Here is an 18,534-nt window from a genome sequence, read left to right on the forward strand (position 1 = left end):
AATTATTTTGATTGAATATCACCCATTTAGAATCTTACGTTCAGACCAAAAGTGGTTACTGAAGTAGCAGGAGTCACACCATTACCGATCGAGGTAGTTCCGTTACCCGATGAAGTAATGGTCGCTTCAGGGTCAATACCATTGTATTTACTACGGAATTCAGACCATATTTTTGGTTGCTGAATACTCGAAAACAGACGCAGAGATTCCATTCCCAGTTTGCTGGCGATCTTTTGAGGGAAAGTATAACCAAAGTTTACGTTTCTTAATTTAATGAATGTTCCGTCAAAATAGATCAGCGTTGAATTGTAAACCGGGAATTCCTGGGTGCTCTTAGGACGAGGGAATTCATTCGTAGGGTTGTTCGGAGTCCAGTAATCAACCTTGATTTGCTGATATCTTCCTGCAAGAGCATTGTTGTCTCTGTGGAAACCGCTCATAATCATATTTCCGAAACGGCCAAACAAGAAGGCTGATAAATCGAATCCTTTGTAGCTGAACCTGGTGGTAAATCCGGCACTGAATTTAGGAATATCGGAGCCAAGCAACACCCTGTCATCCGCAGTGATTTTGCCATCACCGTTGGTGTCCTGAACTCTGATTTGTCCCACTTCACTACCGAAGGATTTTGCCAGATCAGCTTCGTTTGTCTGCCAGATGCCCACTTTTTTGAAGTCGAAGTATGAGTTAAGGGGCTGTCCGATAAACCAACGGTTACCCAGGTCATCTACTTTTCCGTTATACAATGAAATGATGGCTTCTTTGTTTTTGGTAAATGTAAAGTCTGTTGTCCATTTGAAACCAGATTGGGTATTCATGTTCACAGTTGTAAAGCCCAGTTCGATCCCTTTGTTACGGGTTTGACCTACGTTACGGGTTACAGCGTTGAAACCTGTAGAGCCTGGCAATTGGTCAGACAATAACAGATCGGTTGTATTTGTTTCGTATAATTCTAATGAACCCTGCACACGGCCTCTGAAGAAACTGAAGTCTAAACCGATGTTGGCTGTTGCCGAAGTTTCCCATTTCAGATCCGGGTTACCGATCGTGTTCGGACGATAGCCGAATGCAGCCGTTGTACCGAAGGCATATACAGTTCTGCCCAGTAAACCTTGCGTCTGGTAAGGAGCAACCCCCTGGTTACCCACTTTACCCCAACCAGCTCTCAGTTTCAACAGGTCAATCCAACTGATTTGTTTCAAAAAGTTTTCATTGCTGATGTTCCAACCCAAAGCCACACCCGGGAAGTTACCATACTTGGTGTTTTCACCGAAACGGCTGGATCCGTCACGACGCATGGTTGCTGTTAACAGGTATTTGTCGTTGAAATCGTAGTTGACACGTGCCATGTAGGAATTGATCGTCCACTCGCTTAGCAAGCTACCGACGCCCAACACTGAACTGGCATTTCCCAGGTTATAAAACTGCTGTGTTTCAGCTGGTACACCCTGCACGTCGGCAGTGTATCTTTCAAATCTGTCCTTTTGGATAGATTGAAGGGCTGTTATAGCGAGGTTATGCTTTTTGGCAAATGTTTTGTTATAAGTGACGATGTTCTCCAGAGTATAGTTAAAGCCGAAATCGTTACGTGAAGAAGCTCTCGGCTCTCCGTATTTACGATCGTTGGTAGCAGAACCGATAAAACGACCCCATCTCGAAAGTGTAAAGTCCGGTCCGAAGTTGACCCTGTAATTCAGGCCGTCAATGATTTTAACTTCGGCAAAAAGACTGTTGAAAATCCTGTATCTCTTCGTGTTATCTACCTGGTTTCCAGGGATAATCTCGAATAAGGGGTTAGTAAGCAAGGCATCATTCGTTTGAGAGAAAATCAAATTTCCTTTGTCGTCGTAAGGACTACCCAAAGGGTTCTGATTAATCGTAAAACTATATGGGTTCAGGTTTTCTCCGTTCCTGATGCTGTACATAATATAGGACGAAAGACCCATTTTCAGATGCTTGTTAATACGGTGGTCTATGTTTGCTCTTAACGATAAACGCGTATAATCCAGACCATCCGAGATTCCTTTATCCTGGAAATAGCCCCCTGAAATGTAGAACTGGGTTTTCTCTGTTCCTCCCTGAATACCCAGAGAGTGGTTCTGCATAGTACCATTGTGCAAAATCAAATCCTGGTAATTGGTATTTGTTCCTGCCGCAAGACCTTTGGCTACTGCCGGGTCTCCACCTAAAACCGCAATTTTTGCATCAGCGGCTGCATCCACTACACCAGTCGGAACCGGATTTCCGGCGGCATCCTTGTAAAGATTGGTTGCACGATAGGCTTCACGGACATATTCTGCGAACTCAGGACCATCAAACAATTCGATTTTATCCAGTGGTTTTGAAACACCGCCATAAGTATCAAAAGTGACTACGGTTTTTCCTTTTATCGCACCCCTTTTAGTGGTTACAAGTACCACACCGTTTGCACCCCTGGCACCATAAATGGCTGTTGCAGTGGCGTCCTTCAGTACTTCCATGGATTGAATATCACTTGGGTTCATATCTTCATACCCTGCCGACAAAGGAATACCATCGACCACATAAAGAGGGTCATTGCCCGCATTGAATGAACGACGGCCACGGATCAGGATCTTAGGCACCGAACCCGGCTTGGAACCTGACTGGGAAACGTCAACACCGGCCACACGTCCTTGCATGGCTTGTCCGATGCTTGTAATGGGCATTTCACTGATTTGTTTGGCACTCACCTGGGAGATCGCTCCTGTGAGCTGACTTTTCTTCTGGGTACCATAACCCACTACCACCACTTCAGATAAATTGGTGGCATCTTCTGCTAAACTGACATCAATACGGGTTTTGTTTCCTACCGTAATTTCCTGGCTGATAAACCCGATGTAACTGAAAACCAGGATGGATTTTTCATTCGGAACATTGATCTTGTAAGATCCGTTTGCATCGGCCACGGAACCCTGGTTGGTCCCTTTAACTGTAACGCTTACGCCGGGCAGACCGCTGCCTCCGGCATCTTTAATAGAGCCACTCACCTGCTTCGACTGGGCGAAAGTGAAGTGCGTTTGCAATACAAGAAGTATGCAAACCAATTGGAATAAATTTTTTTTCATAGACGTAGGTTTTGATTGATTGGTTTAAATTCTCCAAAAAATTATATTTTATTAAAGAATTTTAACAAAATTAGGTCTTTGATTAGTTTTCTTCCACCATTATTTACGCAAATTCTAATGATTTTTTGACGACTTAGATTTATCTTTGGCAAAAATTGTCTTAATATGAAGCCTCAGTTACTGAAAATTTCTAACCCTTCCAATACTTCATATAATCTTTATCTGCAGGAGTGTCCCTTTTTTCCAACCCCATGGCACTATCATCCTGAATTTGAGATTGTTTTGATGCTGGAAAGCACGGGTAAGAAATACATTGGCAGCAGTATTACCGACTTTCAGCCCGGGGATTTATGCATGATCGGCTCATATCTCCCTCATTATTATAAAAACGACATAAGGTATACTGAGAAAGACTCCGGGCTCAATGCCAAGTCGATAGTCATCCATTTTAATTATGATTTTCTGGGAGAGAAATTTCTCGACATCCCTGAAAGTGCCATGATCAAGAATCTGCTTGAAAGGTCCAAAAGAGGAATTCAGTTCGGAACCAACATTTCGGGAAGGTTAAAAGACAAAATGATTGATCTCACCCAAATGGAAGGCATGGCCCGTCTTATCGGGCTGATACAGATACTGGAGGAGCTGGGAAGAACGAAAGATGCCGATTATCTGACCACAGACGCTATTCAGCTCAGAAATGAAGTGGACTCAAACAGGATCAAAAAAGTATTGGAATTTGTGAGTGAGAATTTCCAGAACGACATTATGCTTGAAGACGTGGCACAGCTCGCGAACATGAGCGAATCGGCTTTCAGCAGGTATTTTAAGAAAAGAACAAGAAAAACATTTTCCACTTTTTTAACGGAAATAAGGATCGAACACGCCTGTAAGCTTTTACAGAATGATAAAATGAGCGTTTCGGAGATATCTTTCGACAGTGGTTTCAATAACCTGTCCAACTTTAACCGCCAGTTTAAAACCATCAAAAAAATACCACCACTTACCTACAGGATGAAATATCTCGAGTAAGGGGTTTTTGAAAATTTACGGCGTCATTTGTAAAAGATATCAGAAATAATTCGAATTTAGTCTGATCAAAAAGTATTCAAACCCATTTTGAAACTTATAAACCCTTTATGAAATGAAAAAAATCGCCGCTCTCTCTGCTTTTATTTTCTTTGCCTTTACCGGCTTTGCCCAGACATTCTCTGTAAAAAAAGGCGGGCATGTCTATACCATGGAAATTCCTGATTATCTGACGAAAACCTATTCGCTGAACGAGGTGGCGACCTTGCAATACATGAACTCCAACAAGGAGGCATATGTGATTGTGATCGAAGATTCTAAAGAATTACTGGAAAGCCTGGGGACCAAGTTTGTTGATTCCAAAGATTTCCTGGACAATTTTACGTCTACTTTTCATAAAGATGACAAAAACCGTACTCTGGGGTCTGTCAGCCAGTTTACTGCCAACAACAACAAACACAGCCAGGTGGAAATGACCTGGGAAAATGACGGGCTTAATTTTTACATGATTATTACGGGTGTGGAAACACCGACCCATTTTTATAAAATAATGACCTGGACAATCAGCGAAAATAAGGACCTGCTGAAGAGTGACTTCCTGAGGATTTCCAAATCACTGAAAGACTAATGTTAAACTTTTTCAGGGATAATTGGTTATATGTCTTACAGGCTGATACATGGTCTCAATCGCGTTGACTTCAATGTGATTTTATGTTAATACTAAAGTGGACAACGCAAAATAAATGAGTAGCTATTCTATTAAGGATCTTGAACACTTGTCGGGCATCAAAGCTCATACGCTTCGAATCTGGGAGCAGAGGTTCAGTATAATCAGTCCTAAGAGAACCACTACCAACATCCGGTGTTATGATGACCGGGATCTTAAGCACGTCCTGAACATTTCCCTGCTGAAAGAGCATGGTTTCAAGATTTCTGAAATAGCTAAATTTTCTTTTGAAGAATTGTCGAAGGAAGTTGTGGCTGTTTCTGAAAAACAGCTTAATTATCCGGATCAGATCCATGCCCTGACTATCGCCATGATTGACCTGGATGAAAGTAAGTTTGAAAAGGTCATGGCGACCAATATCCTCCAGTTTGGTTTTGAAAACACCGTAATCAATATTATTTATCCCTTTCTCAGCCGGATCGGGGTATTGTGGATGACCGGGTCTATCGGCCCTGCACAGGAGCATTTCATTTCCAACCTGATCCGCCAGAAGATGATCGTGGCCATTGACGGTCAGCTGGTCAGGGATAATCCGGACGCCAAAAAGTTTGTGCTGTTTAATCCTGAAGGCGAATTTCATGAATTGGGCTTACTTTTTGCGAGCTACATACTGAGAGCAAGGAGCAATAAGGTTATTTACCTGGGGCAGAGCCTTCCGTTGGAAGAGCTGGGTTTCGTTTGTAATTTACACAAGCCTCAGTATATGTTCACTTCGGTTACCAGTTTTCCGGGCAATGACGAAATTCAGGATTATATTCTGAGGTTGAGTAAAAGATTTCCGGACGTGAAAATTCTGATGACGGGTTATCAGGTCATACGGCAGCAAATGGAGATCCCTCAGAATGTAACGATTATTACCAATATAAGGCAATTGATAGAATTAGCGGAGGAAAAATAAAAACAAATGGCGGCCAAAAGCCGCCTTATGTTTATTTGTTAACCTAAACTATAATTAAAAATCTTTATATTTTGATTTGTCTGACAGCAGCGTCTTTCGGCTGGTTAGTCACGACTTGTATTTCTTTCTTAAGAAGTTCCTGGTCATTTGAGATTTCAATGACGTAATTTCCTTCAGCTAAATTATCCATATTAAGATTAACGCCGTATTTGGTGTTTTTCTTATCTACGAACTCAGTTAAAAGTGATTTTCCATCAATGCTCTTCAATTCGATTTTGAGATACTGACCTTTGGCCTTCTCAATGAAAAGCTTAAGATTATGAGTGTTGGTCACATTGTACATTCCGACTTCAAAAGTAACAGGATTTTTTGTTTCTTTTACTTTAGGAGTAGTTGCAAATGAGGCAAAAGAGATAGTTAAGGCCATAGCAAGGCCAGCGATTGTTCTAAATAGCTTTTTCATAATTGTAAATTGTTTTTAAGTAATATTTGCTTTTTCTAAAGGATGGCCTTTCAATTCGAAAGGTTGCATCATTGTTTTTAAAAATTAGTAATTTTTTTATTTGTTAATAAATGTCTTACTGATTTATGATTCAAAAGTAATGGACAAATCGGTACTGTGCAATACATAATAGTATGTATGGTCTATTTCCTGTATGAATGGAAAAAAAATGAGATGCATAAAATGATGAAGTTTATAAGTACAGCTTTGTACAGTTTCTAACGAGGTTGGTGTGCTAATATTATATAAAACATAAAAAAAGTCCTGATTTTTTTCAGGACTTTTTCTGAGGTTTATAACTGCCATTAAATCAGGCCTTTCTTAACCAGGTATTCCGCAATCTGCACGGCGTTGGTTGCCGCACCCTTACGCAGGTTATCGGCCACTACCCAGAGATTGAGTGTATTCGGCTGGGATTCATCCCTGCGGATACGGCCTACAAACACTTCGTCTTTACCATGTGCCGTGATAGGCATAGGATAAAGGAAGTTGGCAGGATCGTCCTGAACGACCACACCTTCCATTTCGCTGAGAAGTGTTCTGACTTCATTCAGATCAAAATCATTTTCAAATTCAATATTAACAGCCTCAGAGTGCCCGCCAATGGTCGGGATACGGACAGTAGTGGCAGTTACTTTGATAGAATCGTCGCCCATGATCTTGTTGGTTTCCTTGATCATCTTCATCTCTTCTTTGGTGTAACCGTTTTCCTGGAACACATCTATATGAGGCAATACATTCAGGTCGATTTTGTGAGGGTACACTTTCTTAACGGTGTTGTCTCCCGCACGTTCAGCAAAAAGCTGGTCTACGGCCGCTTTACCTGTGCCGGTTACAGACTGGTAAGTAGACACTACCACTCTTTTGATTTTATATTTTTCGTGCAATGGTTTCAATACCACAACCATCTGGATCGTCGAGCAATTCGGATTGGCGATGATCTTATCTTCGGCAGTAAGTACATCAGCATTCACTTCCGGCACGATCAGTTTCTTGCTTGGGTCCATTCTCCAGGCAGAAGAGTTATCGATAACGGTGATGCCTTCCGCTGCAAACTTGGGAGCGATTTCAAGTGAGGTGCTGCCACCTGCAGAAAAAATGGCCACATCCGGCTTCATCTTGATGGCCTCTTCGTAACCAACTACGGTAAATTGTTTATCCTTAAAGGTGATCTTATTTCCGATTGACCTTTCGGATGCCACCGGAATGATTTCTGTTACAGGGAAATTTCTTTCCGCCAATACTTTCAGGATTTCGCCACCGACAAGCCCGGTAGCACCAACAACTGCTATTTTCATGATATTTAATATACCCCCCGACCCATGGCAGGGTTTTAAATTAATGATGATAAAGAGAGAGGTCTATTCTCTTTATTTTTTGTTTATTGGATTGATGGGTGTAATTGGGATGCAAAATTAATTGTTTTTTGATTAATTATATCCCTTATTTCAAAAAAAACTCCAGACTTTACCGGGGGTGATACAATAGTTGAGTGGAATATCAAATTCGTCTGTATCGTCAATGTGGTCAACAGGTTCAAAAAAGGACAGGCCCACCTTTGTTACTTCCGGTGGGCATGCAGCCAAAAAACGGTCGTAGAAGCCTTTGCCATAACCTACCCGCTGGCCTGACTTATCGAAAATGAGCAGCGGGATCAGTATCAGGGTGTCTTCTTCTTTTATTTTTTCAAAGAAATGAGCGTCGTCGTTGCTTTCCGATACAGGTTCGGGTATGCCCCATTGATTTTCTTTCAGTGTGATGTTTTCAGTAAAGAGATGGTGATTCATGCTGCCGTTGCGGTTGGCAAACGGCACATAGACATCAGAAGGGAAATCCCGGCGTAGTGTTTCGATGATCAGTCGGGTATCTACCTCATTGTTTTTTTCGATCGGCAGGAAAGTGTGCACCACGCTATACCGGTGCATCATCAGGCGGCTGAACAACTGGTCATGAATGCGTTCACTTAAACGTCTGACTTCATCAGAAGTAAGCCCCTTTCTTTTTTGACTGTATATTTTCCTGAGTTCCTGTTTTACCATTGTATTTCTTTCAAACCTGTCATGTATAAATCAAACCCGCCCTGGCCTCCCGGTCTGTCAGAAGAGAATATCATCGGATAGTACGAAAAGTTGTTCAGGTTAGGGAGTATCGGCCGGTATTCATCATATTTAGTATTGATCCGCTGACCTGCATTTACCGGCTGCGACCATCTGCCGTTGGTGTAGGTAGAATAGTAAATGTCAAAACCCCCTTCGCCACCGGACCTGTTCGACGTAAAAACCATGGTGTTACCATTCAGATAGGGGCATTTGTCTTCAAAGGGTGAACTCAACTCTTCCACTTTTCTGAGTGTAAATGACTTGGGCTTGGTGAGGTTTTCCATGGTCACCCTTTCACTTGAGCCTCGGGGAATGGTAAGTTCGTAAATGTCAAAATTGCCTCCGCGGTCGGAACAAAAGTATATCCTGTCGCCATAGGGGCTGATGGACGGATAAGCTGAATTGTGGCTGTCGTTCAGCAACTCAAAATTTGCGGGTTCGGAGATTTCTCCGGTTCTGCCCTGTCTGCTCACGTATTTAATCTTCAGTTTCCCGGAGGCGTCATCTGCATAAAACAAAGCTGAGAATTTCTCAGAATCACCGTATGTTACAATGGTGTTGGTGTAGGTAGAGACAAAATTAGGCCCCAGTACATTAAAATCACCATTGACTTTACTGATAAAAGAAGAGGCCTCCGCATTTTCATTAAAATCGGGCACCCAACTCCCGTTGCTGTTCCTTGAAAGATTCAGTTTGTCTTTTTTACTGTCATAAGTAACAAAGGCCGGAAAGCTCACCAGGTTGAAATGAGACCGCTTTTCCCTGTCTGACGAAAACACAATGGAAAAGTTGCCATATTTGTTTTGTGCAATATTCGAATTGTAGTCGTTATAGGGAGAATTGAATTCTTCCAGGTTAACGACGTCTTTCATGAACTTCCCGTCGCGGTTTCTTTCCGACTCGAAAATGTTGCATCCTGATATGCTCAAAATTAAAGAAATAAAAAACGCCGTATTGGTATAGGTTTTCATGTTTTTTTATTTGATTTACATATCATTGATGATTCAAAAATACATCAGGGGGTTGGATTAACAAGGAAAAGTATGAATCAGAAAGCAGCGAGGGGGAAAATTTTGATTGCGGAGCCTTTTTTGGGTGATCCGAATTTCGAGAGGAGTGTGGTGTTGCTTTGTGAGCATAATCCTGAAGGGTCTTTCGGTTTTGTTTTGAACCAGTCTTCCAATCTCAGGCTGGGGGACGTCATCGAGGGGGTTTATGTTGACTTTCCTTTATATATAGGCGGGCCTGTAGAACAAAACACACTGCATTTTATACACAGGCTCGGAGACATGATTGATAACACCGTGGAAATCGGAAACGGGATTTACTGGTCGGGTGACTTCGAGAGCCTGAGGACACTGATCAACATCGGGAAAATTTCTGAAAACGACATCCGGCTTTTCCTGGGGTACTCAGGGTGGGGGACAGGCCAGCTGGATGCTGAATTAGGAAATAACTCATGGATTTTGTCGGATATTGATGCTGCTACCATATTCGATTCTTCTCCACAGCAATTCTGGAGGATTGTGCTTAAGAAAAAAGGCGGAGATTTTAAAGTATTGTCTAATTATCCGACGGACCCGAGGTTAAATTAATCAGAAGCCGCCTTTCAGGAAAGAATCCCTTTCTTCCGGCGTATTGATGTTCTTAAGCCAGTCTTCTTCGTAATCTTTAATGAGTTCGATATCATTTTCCATTAATATTTTAACAGGCGATATCCTGTCCAGTTTTCTGTTTGACTCCAGAATGGGATAGGAGGCCGGTTCCCATATCGTAAAAAGAGGGTCGGGTCTTGAGGTTTCTTTGTTATAAAATGCAGTGGCCGTTTTGGAGGGATTTCTCCGGGATACGAGGTAATTAATGCTGTTTTGGTTGATCAGCGGCATGTCGCAGGCAATAACCAGCCAGGCGGATGAATGATCTGAAGCAAAAGCAGACAGGATGGCCCCGACCGGCCCGAGGTTGTCAAACTGATCCTCTATAACTTTAAAGTTTCCGAAGGCTTCTGTCTGATCAGGTCTGCAGGATACACAGGCGTCAATTCCGGCCTGGGATAATTCCCTGTGAAGAAATTCCACCTGGGGGGCCTGGTGATAAATGAGGGTACTTTTGTCTTGCCCCATCCTCAGGCTTTTACCTCCTGCGAGTATCAGGGCCTTCAGGGGAGCGGTATTCATCATCGTTTTATTACTGTTCGAAAAAGTAATCTTTTTTGCCGCCGGTTTTAGAGATCAGACGGGTTTCCCTGATCACAATCTCATGAGAGAAGGCCTTGCACATGTCATAGATGGTCAATGCCGCTATGCTGGCCCCGGTGAGGGCTTCCATTTCGATGCCGGTTTTGCCTGTCAGTGAGGCTGTGCATTCTATCACGACTTCATGTTTGGCATTCACTTCAATGATGATCTGACAGTTTTCCAGTCCGAGCGGATGACAGAGCGGAATCAGGTCGCCGGTTTTTTTAGCGGCCATGACCCCGGCAATAATAGCAGTCTGAAAAACCGGGCCTTTTTTGGTATGTATTTCCTCGTTCTGAAGACGGCTCATGATGTCTTCATGAAGCACCACTATGCTCCTGGCCGTGGCTGTCCGTCGGGTAATGGCTTTGCCTCCGACGTCTACCATCGAGGGATTACCCTGTGAATCTATATGCGTAAAATTTTCCATAAAATACTTCGTGATTTAGCCGCCGATGGTAGTCATTGATTCTCTGACGACTGTTTTTCTCATTTTTTCAGCTTCAAAACCGTCTTTTGCCCTGTGCTGAAGGGTTTCGCGGAAGAAATCTTTCAGATCATCATCACTGATACCTTTTCTCATCAGGTCGCGGACATTGGCACCGCCATCTTCATACAGACAGGTCTTGAATGACCCCGTTGGGGTGATCCTGATGCGGTTACAGGTGCCGCAGAAGGTCCGGCTGAATGCCGCGATGACTCCGACGGAGCCTTTGTGTCCCGGAATCTGGTAATTATAGGAGGTTGAATTGGCCTCGTCAGTTGTTTTGTAAAGATCGGGATATTTTGTCCTGATTTTCTCGATGATATTCTGATAGGTAAGCGGTTTTGATTTTTCATTGCCGAAACCTACGCCGTTGAACGGCATTTCTTCTATAAAACGGATGGAAACAGGTTTGTCTTTGCCCAGGTCCACCATCGATAAAATATCTTCATCGTTTTTCTGAGCCATCACCACCGTGTTGATTTTAGTGGGAATCTCATGTTCCAGCAAGGCATCAAGTGTTTTCAGGACATTCGGTAGTTCGTCCCGCCTGGTCATCTGCATAAACCTTTCGCGGTCAAGGGAATCGAGGCTGAGGTTCACCGAAGCAATGCCCAGGGCTTTTAATTCCGGAACAAACGGAGCCGTCAGCACTCCGTTGGTCGTGAGGTTGATCTTCTGAATGTTTTTATTCTCAGAAATCTTCCATAAAAAATCCATGAGGTCTTTTCTGACAAAAGGCTCACCACCGGTGATTCTTACCTTGTTGACCCCCATTTCAGATAAAACGGTGATGAGGCGGATCATTTCTTCGTAAGACAGCAGGTGGTTTTTAGGAAGAAAATCTATTCCTTCATGTGGCATACAGTAAAAACACCGCAGGTTACACCGGTCTGTAACCGCCAAACGCAAATAGTTGATTGGCCTGCCGTGATTATCTGTTAACATGATTTCTTTTTAAAATATTTCAATACATTCTTTATCCTTCTGTCCCTTTACTTTCTCCGTTTTTCCTGTTTTATGCAAAATATAAATTTACACTTTCTTCGTCACTTTCTAAAGTTTAGTGCTCAGCCTTTGATTTCAAGAAGGGTTTCTTCAACGTGCTTTTTGAGATCTGAGAGGTCCTGTTCTGTGGTGAAACGCCCAAAACTGAATCTCAGTGAACTGTACGCGTCATCATCGCTCAATCCCATGGCTTTCAATACATGAGAGGGGTCGACTGAAGCCGAGTTACAGGCAGAACCATTGGATATTGCTATTTGGTTCATTTTCATCAAAAGCTCCTCGCCGTCAAATCCTTTAAAACATACATTTGAAATGCCCGGAATTCTTGACTGTTCAGCTCCATTGATCTTACAAAAGTCAAACCTTTGTAAGAGAAAGTCTTCAAAATCAGATTTAAACCGGCCCATTTTTTCAGATTCCTGCTCCGTCGCTGCACCAGCCAGCTCACAGGCCATGCCTAAACCAACGATGCCTGTGATGTTTAAAGTGCCCGATCTCCTTGATCTTTCATGCCCGCCTCCGTCCTGCTGGGCAATCAGCTTAATGTTGTTTCTGACATATAAAACGCCAACGCCTTTCGGACCGTAAATTTTATGTCCCGAGAAACTCAGTAAATCCGCACCGAGTTCGTTAATATCAGTTTTCAGCTTTCCTATGCCCTGGGTCGCATCGGTGTGAAACAGGACGTCGTTTTGACGGGCAAGCTCTCCGATTTTCCGGATGTCCTGGATAACTCCGGTTTCATTATTGACCCACATCACCGAAATCATCAGGGTTTCCGGTCTGATGGCCGATTTTAGTTTTTCAATATTTAGCAGTCCGTCCGGTTCCACCTCCAGGTAAGTGACTTCAAAGCCCTTTTTCTCCAGGTTTTTAAGCGTATCCAGCACGGCCTTGTGCTCTGTTTTTAAGGAAATAATATGGTTTTTAGCCCCTGAAGCAGCTTCGGCTACTCCCTTAATGGCCAGATTGATCGATTCTGTGGCCCCGCCCGTAAAAGTGATCTCTTTCGGAGATGCACCCAGCAGATCAGCCACCTGTGCCCTGGCTTTGGTTACGGCCTCTTCGGCTTTCCATCCGAAAGCATGAAACCTGCTGGAGGAATTCCCGAAATGCTCTGTAAAATAAGGCAGCATTTCGTTCAGCACCCTTTCGTCAACAGGAGTGGTGGCAGCATAGTCCAGGTATATCGGGTAATTCATGACTGGGACAATAAACCTTCTTTACTTGCTTTCTGGATCAGTTCGGCGGTGTTGCTGAGCCCGGTTTTTTTCAGCATGTTCGCCCGGTGGTTACTCACCGTTCTGATGCTGAGTTCAAGCGATTCCGCAATTTCTTTGCTGCTTTGTCCTTCAGCGATGAGTTTCAGTATCTGTATCTCTTTTTTAGAGATCAGCGACTTGATTTTGCCTCCTGTTTCCTGTCCTAATCCTCCCTTGGATTGCAAGGCTCCCACCAGGATACCGGATATCTGGTGCGGGAAGTATTTCTGTCCGTTATAAATGGTATGAATGGCCTTCATGATCTCGTCTTTGTCGCTGTCTTTCAGTAAATAACCATCTACGCCGTTCTGAATGCTTTTTACGACATAGTCTTCATTATTGTGCATCGAAAAGACGAGTATCTTAATCTTCGGGTGTGTTTTCGATAGGATTTTTGCTGTTTCTATGCCGTTCAGGTTGGGCATGTTGAGGTCCAGCAGCATCATGTCCGGACGCAGCAGTTCTGCCACTTCCAGGGCCGCCTTGCCGTCTACGGCCTCGCCTATGACTTCAATGTCTTCTTCCTCTTCAAACAGGGCTTTTAAGCCTTTTCTGACGACCTCGTGATCATCCACCAAAACCAATTTAATCATGTGATGCTATTTTGATTATTCCGCATAAGCCGAAAGAGGCAATTTAATTAAAATTGTGGTTCCTTCTCCTATTCCGGTATAAAGTTTAAACGATCCGTCCAGCAATTGGGTTCTCGTTTTCATGTTTTCAAGGCCGTTATGGATCAGTGATTTCCTGGTTTTCTTTTGCTTTTCTTTTTTAAAGCCAATGCCATTGTCCCGTATTCCCAGGCTAACGCTTTCTTTGCCGGTTTCAATATCAATAAACATAGAAGTGGCCTGAGCGTGTTTTATCGTGTTGTTGAGGGCTTCCTGCACAATCCTGTAGAGGTTGATCTCGATATTCTGGGGCATTCTTGCGGCTTTTTGCGGGGCATTGATTTCAATATGAATGCCCGACGCTTTTTCTGCATGTTCACAAAGGATTTTGAGGGCCGGAGTCAGGCCGAAATCATTCAACACCGGCGGCATCAGGTTAAATGAAGCCATGCGGGTTGACTCTATCGTTTCGTTGATCAGGAGATGAAGTTCCTCGTAGGCTTTCCTGAATTTGAGGTCGCCTTCCTGTCCTTTGAGCCGGGCTGCATTCAGTTTTATGCCCGTAAGCATCTGCCCGACGCCGTCGTGGAGCTCTCTTGAAAGTCTTTTTCTTTCTTCTTCCTGGCCTTCGAGCAATGCAGAAGACCGCACGAGATCTTCTTTTCTGAGGATCTCATACTTTTCATTCCCGGCTTTTAAAAGCTGCTCCTGGGTTGCTTTCAGTTCGATATTTGTTTCCGTGAGTTTCTGGTTGATGTCCTGGAGCTCTTTTTCCGAATCGGTTATTTTGAGAATGACGTCGGAGACGTAGTTGATCAGAGGCATAAAAATCATAAAAGCCTCTACAATCAGGGTCAGCAGGGTCAGAAACAGGATCAGGTATTCAAAAGACCTTACACGGTTTACCCTTTCGCTGGCTTCGAGGTCATACTGGAAGACGATGTTGTTCATCTGGGTCAGGAACTGCTTCTCATTTTTCAGGATGACATCAATGGCCTGATCGTAATACCGGACCTGGTGCTGATCAAAGTGTCTTAGGCTCTTTTCCATCGGGAGATAGACTTTGTCAAGTTCTGCAAATTTCTCCCTGATAAGTTTGCTGTTGGTGACATGATACGATTTTTCCAGTGTCAGGTGCCCGTTTTTTAAGCCTTCATAAGATTGCTTCCAAAGCCTGAACGATGCTCTGAAATCTGCATAATCGATAGAATCCTTTTGGGTGGAGGCTATCAGGGCCATTTTGGTCAGCTTCTGACTCAGCATTCTTTGTCTTCCCGCTACATTGATTACATGGGAGTCGTCAAGAGAGTCCTTGAGGGTGTATTGCACCGTCACATGCCCAAAAATGGTCAGAATAGCCACCATGGTAAGGGCAATGAGGTAAAAGAACTTCTGCTCCTTTGCTACAGTTTTGTCAATGTTGGCCATTTTGCTGGAAAAAGGAAAATGAAAAAGGGTTTTCTGAGATTTCTTTCCGCAGGAACCGGATTCTGGCTGCAATTTATGAAAATATTGAATCAATTCATTTTGATATTGCAGATACACCGTATGCGGAGCCTCTGCAATATCAGATCAAATTGCAAATTACTGATTCACAAATCACTAAATCAAAACTCACTGATCCCTACAAAAACCTCTCCGTTGCTCACTTTTACCGGGTAAGTCTGTATTTTGTAGTCCTCCCCGCTCAGACATTGGCCGGTTTCGAGGGAGAAGGTCTTTTTATGAAAGGGGCAGGCTACTTTAGGTTCTGATCCCTGTGAGCCGATCATGCCTCTCGATAAAGCCATCTGTTGCTTATGAGGGCAAAGGTTCTGGGTGGCAAACCACTCTCCGCGTCTTTTGAAATTATAAATCGCTATCTGTTCACCGTTGATATAGGCACAAACGCCTTCATTTTCAGGAATATCATCTGCCGAACATGCTTTTATCCATTTGATGTCTTCTAAAATTTCCATGCTGATTTTAAAATTTAATGTTTTAGGCTAATACATTCCAGTCTTTTGCTTTGATCTGGTCACGAAACGGCACCAGTTCTACGGTCGGGTCTTTTTCTTCCGGAGCGTTGACAAAGTGGCTGAATCTCTTCCTGATTTCAGGGGTTTCCACCGCTTCTTTCCACTCACATTTGTAGTTGTTGATCAGGACTTGTATTTCCTGTTCCAACTCGTTGCATATTCCCAGGGCATCATCAAGAATGACAGATTTCAGATACGCCAGTCCGCCTTCCATCTTATCAAGCCATGGGGCTGTTCTCTGAAGCGGTTCGGCGGTTTTGATGTAGAACATCAGGAACCTGTCGATGAGCTTCAGGCAGGTCTCGCTGTCCACATCGGTGGCCAGTAGTTCTGCGTGGCGTGGTTTCGAGCCTCCGTTGCCACATACATAAAGGTTCCAGCCTTTTTCTGTGGCGATGATCCCGAAGTCCTTGCTTTGTGCCTCTGCACATTCACGGATGCAGCCCGAAACGGCAGATTTTAACTTATGAGGAGAACGCAATCCTTTGTACCGGTTTTCGACTTCAATAGCAAAGCTGACAGCATCCTGTACCCCGAACCTGCACCAGGTAGTGCCCACGCAGCTTTTTACGGTACGCAATGATTTCCCGTAGGCGTGGCCGCTTTCAAAACCGGCGTCAATGAGTTCTTCCCAGATCTTAGGCAGGTCACTCATGTGGGCTCCAAAGAGGTCTATTCTCTGTCCGCCGGTAATTTTGGTATAAAGGCCGTATTTCTGGGCCACCTGTCCGATCACGATCAGCTTTTCCGGCGTTATTTCTCCACCAGGGATTCTCGGAACTACCGAGTAAGTTCCTCCACGCTGGATGTTGGCCAGGTAGCGGTCGTTGGAGTCCTGGGCAGTGGCCCTTCCTTTTTCAAGTACATTCTCGTTCCATAAACTCGCGAGTATAGATGCTACAGCCGGTTTACAGGTTTCGCAGCCGTCTCCATGGCCCAGTTCATCCAGTACGCCGTCATATGATTTGATGCCTTTGATTTTAACAAGGTCGAATAATTCCTGGCGGGTGTAGCTGAAATGCTCGCATAGCACATTCCTGACCAGTATGCCCTGTGCTTTCATGGTGCACTGGATCAGGTCTTTCACCATCGGTGTGCAGCCGCCGCATCCGGTACAGGCTTTGGTGCTTTTTTTGATATCATCCAGGCTGAAAGTCTTGTTTTCTGTGATCTGATGAATGATGTCTCCTTTGGTGACAGCCTCACAAGAGCAGATCAGGGCTTCATCCGGCAGGGACATGAGACCCGAGCCTGCGTCGGATTCTCCGCCTCTTGAACCCAGGATCAGGTCCTCAGGGTCAGGCGGCAAAACGATATTGTTATTAGCCGTTTGCAGCAGCATGTTGTATTGAGAGGCGTCTCCTACAAGAATGCCTCCCAGCAGTCGCTTTTTGTCAAGGCTGATGTTGATTCTCTTATAAATGCCCTTGGCCCTGTTTTCAAAAGTGATGGTCTGGCAATCCGGCTCCTGTGCGAAGGCATTGCCGAAACTGGCTACATCCACTCCCAGTAACTTCAGCTTGGTCGACATGTCAAATCCGGTGAATTTTTTGGCAGGGGCAAGTTCTTCTTTCAGGTTAACAAGGTAAGAAGCCACCACTTCCGCCATTTCATAACCGGGAGCTAACAGGCCATAGATGGCTTTCTGGTGCAAGGCACATTCGCCGATCGCAAAAATTTCAGGATCGGAAGTCTGAAGGTGGTCGTTTACTACAATTCCACCGCGGATGCCTACTTCAAGTTCCGCCAGTCTGGCCAGTTCATCCCTTGGTTTTATGCCGGCCGAGATAACGAGCATGTCCACCTCGAGTTTTTCATCATCGGCAAATGCCATTCCCTGTATCGTGTTTTCACCCAGGATTTCTTTGGTGTTTTTATTACAATGGGTCTTGATGTTCAGTTCAAGGAGCTTGGCCGCCAGGATGTCGGATCCTGCCTGGTCTATCTGGCGGGGCATCAGTCTCGGGGCAAATTCTATCACATGGGTTTCTTTCAGTCCAAGGTCAAGCAGGGCTTTGGCCGCCTCGAGGCCTAGCAGCCCACCGCCGATGACCGCTCCTTTGGTCGCTTTTCCGGCGTAGTCTTTCATCATGTCCAGGTCTTCGATGGTACGGTACACAAATACCCCGTCTTTCTCTACACCCGGAATTTCCGGCACAAAAGGAGCGGAGCCTGTAGCCATGACCAGGAAATCATAGGTGAGTTCAAGACCATGATGAGAATATACTTTCTTTTGTTCCCTGTCGATGTTCGTAACCGGATCACTCAGGTATAAGGTAATGCCGTTTTCCTGGTACCAGCTGATGGGGGCCAGGGTCAGTTCCTCAATGGATTTCTCTGCAAAGTAGGCACTCAGGTGGACCCTGTCATATGCTACCCTGGGCTCTTCACCGAAAACCACCAGTTCAAAATCTTTTGTTTTGGCGAGTAATTTTTCGCAGAATTTATATCCTACCATCCCATTGCCAACGACTACGATCCGATACTTTTTCATTTTTCAGGAAATTAAGTAATTGAAAAATATAATAATTGTATTATTTAAAGAATAATTTTAAATAATGAGTATAAATACTTAG

General features: G+C 44.0%; 17 protein-coding genes. 4 read left to right on the plus strand and 13 right to left on the minus strand.

Annotation, left to right across the window (positions count from 1 at the left end; translation table 11 throughout):
- Positions 1-26: 26 nt before the first annotated feature.
- On the minus strand, positions 27-3,086 hold the full coding sequence (locus tag GVN16_RS20245; RefSeq protein WP_166565768.1) for a TonB-dependent receptor: 3,060 nt from the start codon (positions 3,084-3,086) through the stop codon (positions 27-29).
- A 165-nt stretch (positions 3,087-3,251) separates the two neighbouring features.
- On the opposite strand from GVN16_RS20245, the gene GVN16_RS20250 reads away from it, so the two are divergent.
- The 3 genes from GVN16_RS20250 (at position 3,252) to GVN16_RS20260 (ending at position 5,737) form a co-directional block, all read left to right on the plus strand.
- Positions 3,252-4,115: an AraC family transcriptional regulator gene (locus GVN16_RS20250; RefSeq protein ID WP_166565769.1), complete on the plus strand. Its 864-nt coding sequence runs from the start codon at positions 3,252-3,254 to the stop codon at positions 4,113-4,115.
- Positions 4,116-4,227: 112 nt separating this feature from the next.
- A complete protein-coding gene (locus tag GVN16_RS20255) occupies positions 4,228-4,740 on the plus strand; it encodes a hypothetical protein (protein WP_229244268.1) in 513 nt (170 codons plus the stop codon).
- Between the two features lie 115 nt (positions 4,741-4,855).
- Positions 4,856-5,737, plus strand: a complete 882-nt coding sequence (locus GVN16_RS20260) for a MerR family transcriptional regulator (RefSeq protein ID WP_166565770.1) — start codon at positions 4,856-4,858, stop codon at positions 5,735-5,737.
- A gap of 64 nt (positions 5,738-5,801) precedes the next feature.
- On the opposite strand, the gene GVN16_RS20265 is transcribed toward GVN16_RS20260, so the two are convergent.
- The 4 genes from GVN16_RS20265 to GVN16_RS20280 all read right to left on the minus strand — a co-directional run bounded on the left by GVN16_RS20265 (position 5,802) and on the right by GVN16_RS20280 (position 9,309).
- Positions 5,802-6,200 (minus strand): hypothetical protein, encoded by a 399-nt coding sequence (locus tag GVN16_RS20265; RefSeq protein WP_166565771.1) that lies wholly within the window; start codon positions 6,198-6,200, stop codon positions 5,802-5,804.
- A 344-nt stretch (positions 6,201-6,544) separates the two neighbouring features.
- Entirely contained in the window at positions 6,545-7,537 is a 993-nt protein-coding gene (locus tag GVN16_RS20270) for an aspartate-semialdehyde dehydrogenase (RefSeq protein WP_166565772.1), read from the minus strand.
- A 150-nt stretch (positions 7,538-7,687) separates the two neighbouring features.
- On the minus strand, positions 7,688-8,278 hold the full coding sequence (locus GVN16_RS20275; protein WP_166565773.1) for a 5-formyltetrahydrofolate cyclo-ligase: 591 nt from the start codon (positions 8,276-8,278) through the stop codon (positions 7,688-7,690).
- Positions 8,272-9,309 carry a TolB family protein gene (locus tag GVN16_RS20280; RefSeq protein ID WP_166565774.1) on the minus strand — a complete coding sequence of 346 codons (1,038 nt, stop codon included), beginning with the start codon at positions 9,307-9,309 and terminating at the stop codon, positions 8,272-8,274. The genes GVN16_RS20275 and GVN16_RS20280 overlap by 7 nt, the downstream gene beginning before the upstream one ends.
- Before the next feature lie 72 nt (positions 9,310-9,381).
- On the opposite strand from GVN16_RS20280, the gene GVN16_RS20285 reads away from it, so the two are divergent.
- A complete protein-coding gene (locus tag GVN16_RS20285; protein ID WP_166565775.1) occupies positions 9,382-9,933 on the plus strand; it encodes a YqgE/AlgH family protein in 552 nt (183 codons plus the stop codon).
- Here the strand turns inward: GVN16_RS20285 and GVN16_RS20290 are convergent, their stop codons facing one another.
- The 8 genes from GVN16_RS20290 to nirB form a co-directional block, all read right to left on the minus strand.
- Positions 9,934-10,518, minus strand: coding sequence for an NTP transferase domain-containing protein (locus tag GVN16_RS20290; protein ID WP_166565776.1), 585 nt, complete (start codon positions 10,516-10,518; stop codon positions 9,934-9,936).
- Between the two features lie 7 nt (positions 10,519-10,525).
- A complete protein-coding gene (gene moaC / locus GVN16_RS20295; RefSeq protein WP_166565777.1) occupies positions 10,526-11,005 on the minus strand; it encodes a cyclic pyranopterin monophosphate synthase MoaC in 480 nt (159 codons plus the stop codon).
- A 15-nt stretch (positions 11,006-11,020) separates the two neighbouring features.
- Positions 11,021-12,007, minus strand: coding sequence for a GTP 3',8-cyclase MoaA (moaA, locus tag GVN16_RS20300; RefSeq protein ID WP_166565778.1), 987 nt, complete (start codon positions 12,005-12,007; stop codon positions 11,021-11,023).
- 122 nt (positions 12,008-12,129) lie between these two features.
- On the minus strand, positions 12,130-13,269 hold the full coding sequence (locus tag GVN16_RS20305; protein ID WP_166565779.1) for a cysteine desulfurase family protein: 1,140 nt from the start codon (positions 13,267-13,269) through the stop codon (positions 12,130-12,132).
- A complete protein-coding gene (locus tag GVN16_RS20310; RefSeq protein ID WP_166565780.1) occupies positions 13,266-13,922 on the minus strand; it encodes a response regulator transcription factor in 657 nt (218 codons plus the stop codon). Before GVN16_RS20310 ends, GVN16_RS20305 begins: the two co-directional genes overlap by 4 nt.
- Positions 13,923-13,937: 15 nt before the next feature.
- A complete protein-coding gene (locus GVN16_RS20315) occupies positions 13,938-15,440 on the minus strand; it encodes an ATP-binding protein (protein ID WP_166565781.1) in 1,503 nt (500 codons plus the stop codon).
- Positions 15,441-15,547: 107 nt separating this feature from the next.
- A complete protein-coding gene (gene nirD, locus GVN16_RS20320; RefSeq protein WP_166565782.1) occupies positions 15,548-15,898 on the minus strand; it encodes a nitrite reductase small subunit NirD in 351 nt (116 codons plus the stop codon).
- Positions 15,899-15,920: 22 nt separating this feature from the next.
- Positions 15,921-18,452, minus strand: coding sequence for a nitrite reductase large subunit NirB (nirB, locus tag GVN16_RS20325; protein ID WP_166565783.1), 2,532 nt, complete (start codon positions 18,450-18,452; stop codon positions 15,921-15,923).
- Positions 18,453-18,534 lie beyond the last annotated feature (82 nt).

It is taken from the genome of Emticicia sp. CRIBPO (assembly GCF_009905725.1).
GTDB lineage: Bacteria > Bacteroidota > Bacteroidia > Cytophagales > Spirosomataceae > Leadbetterella.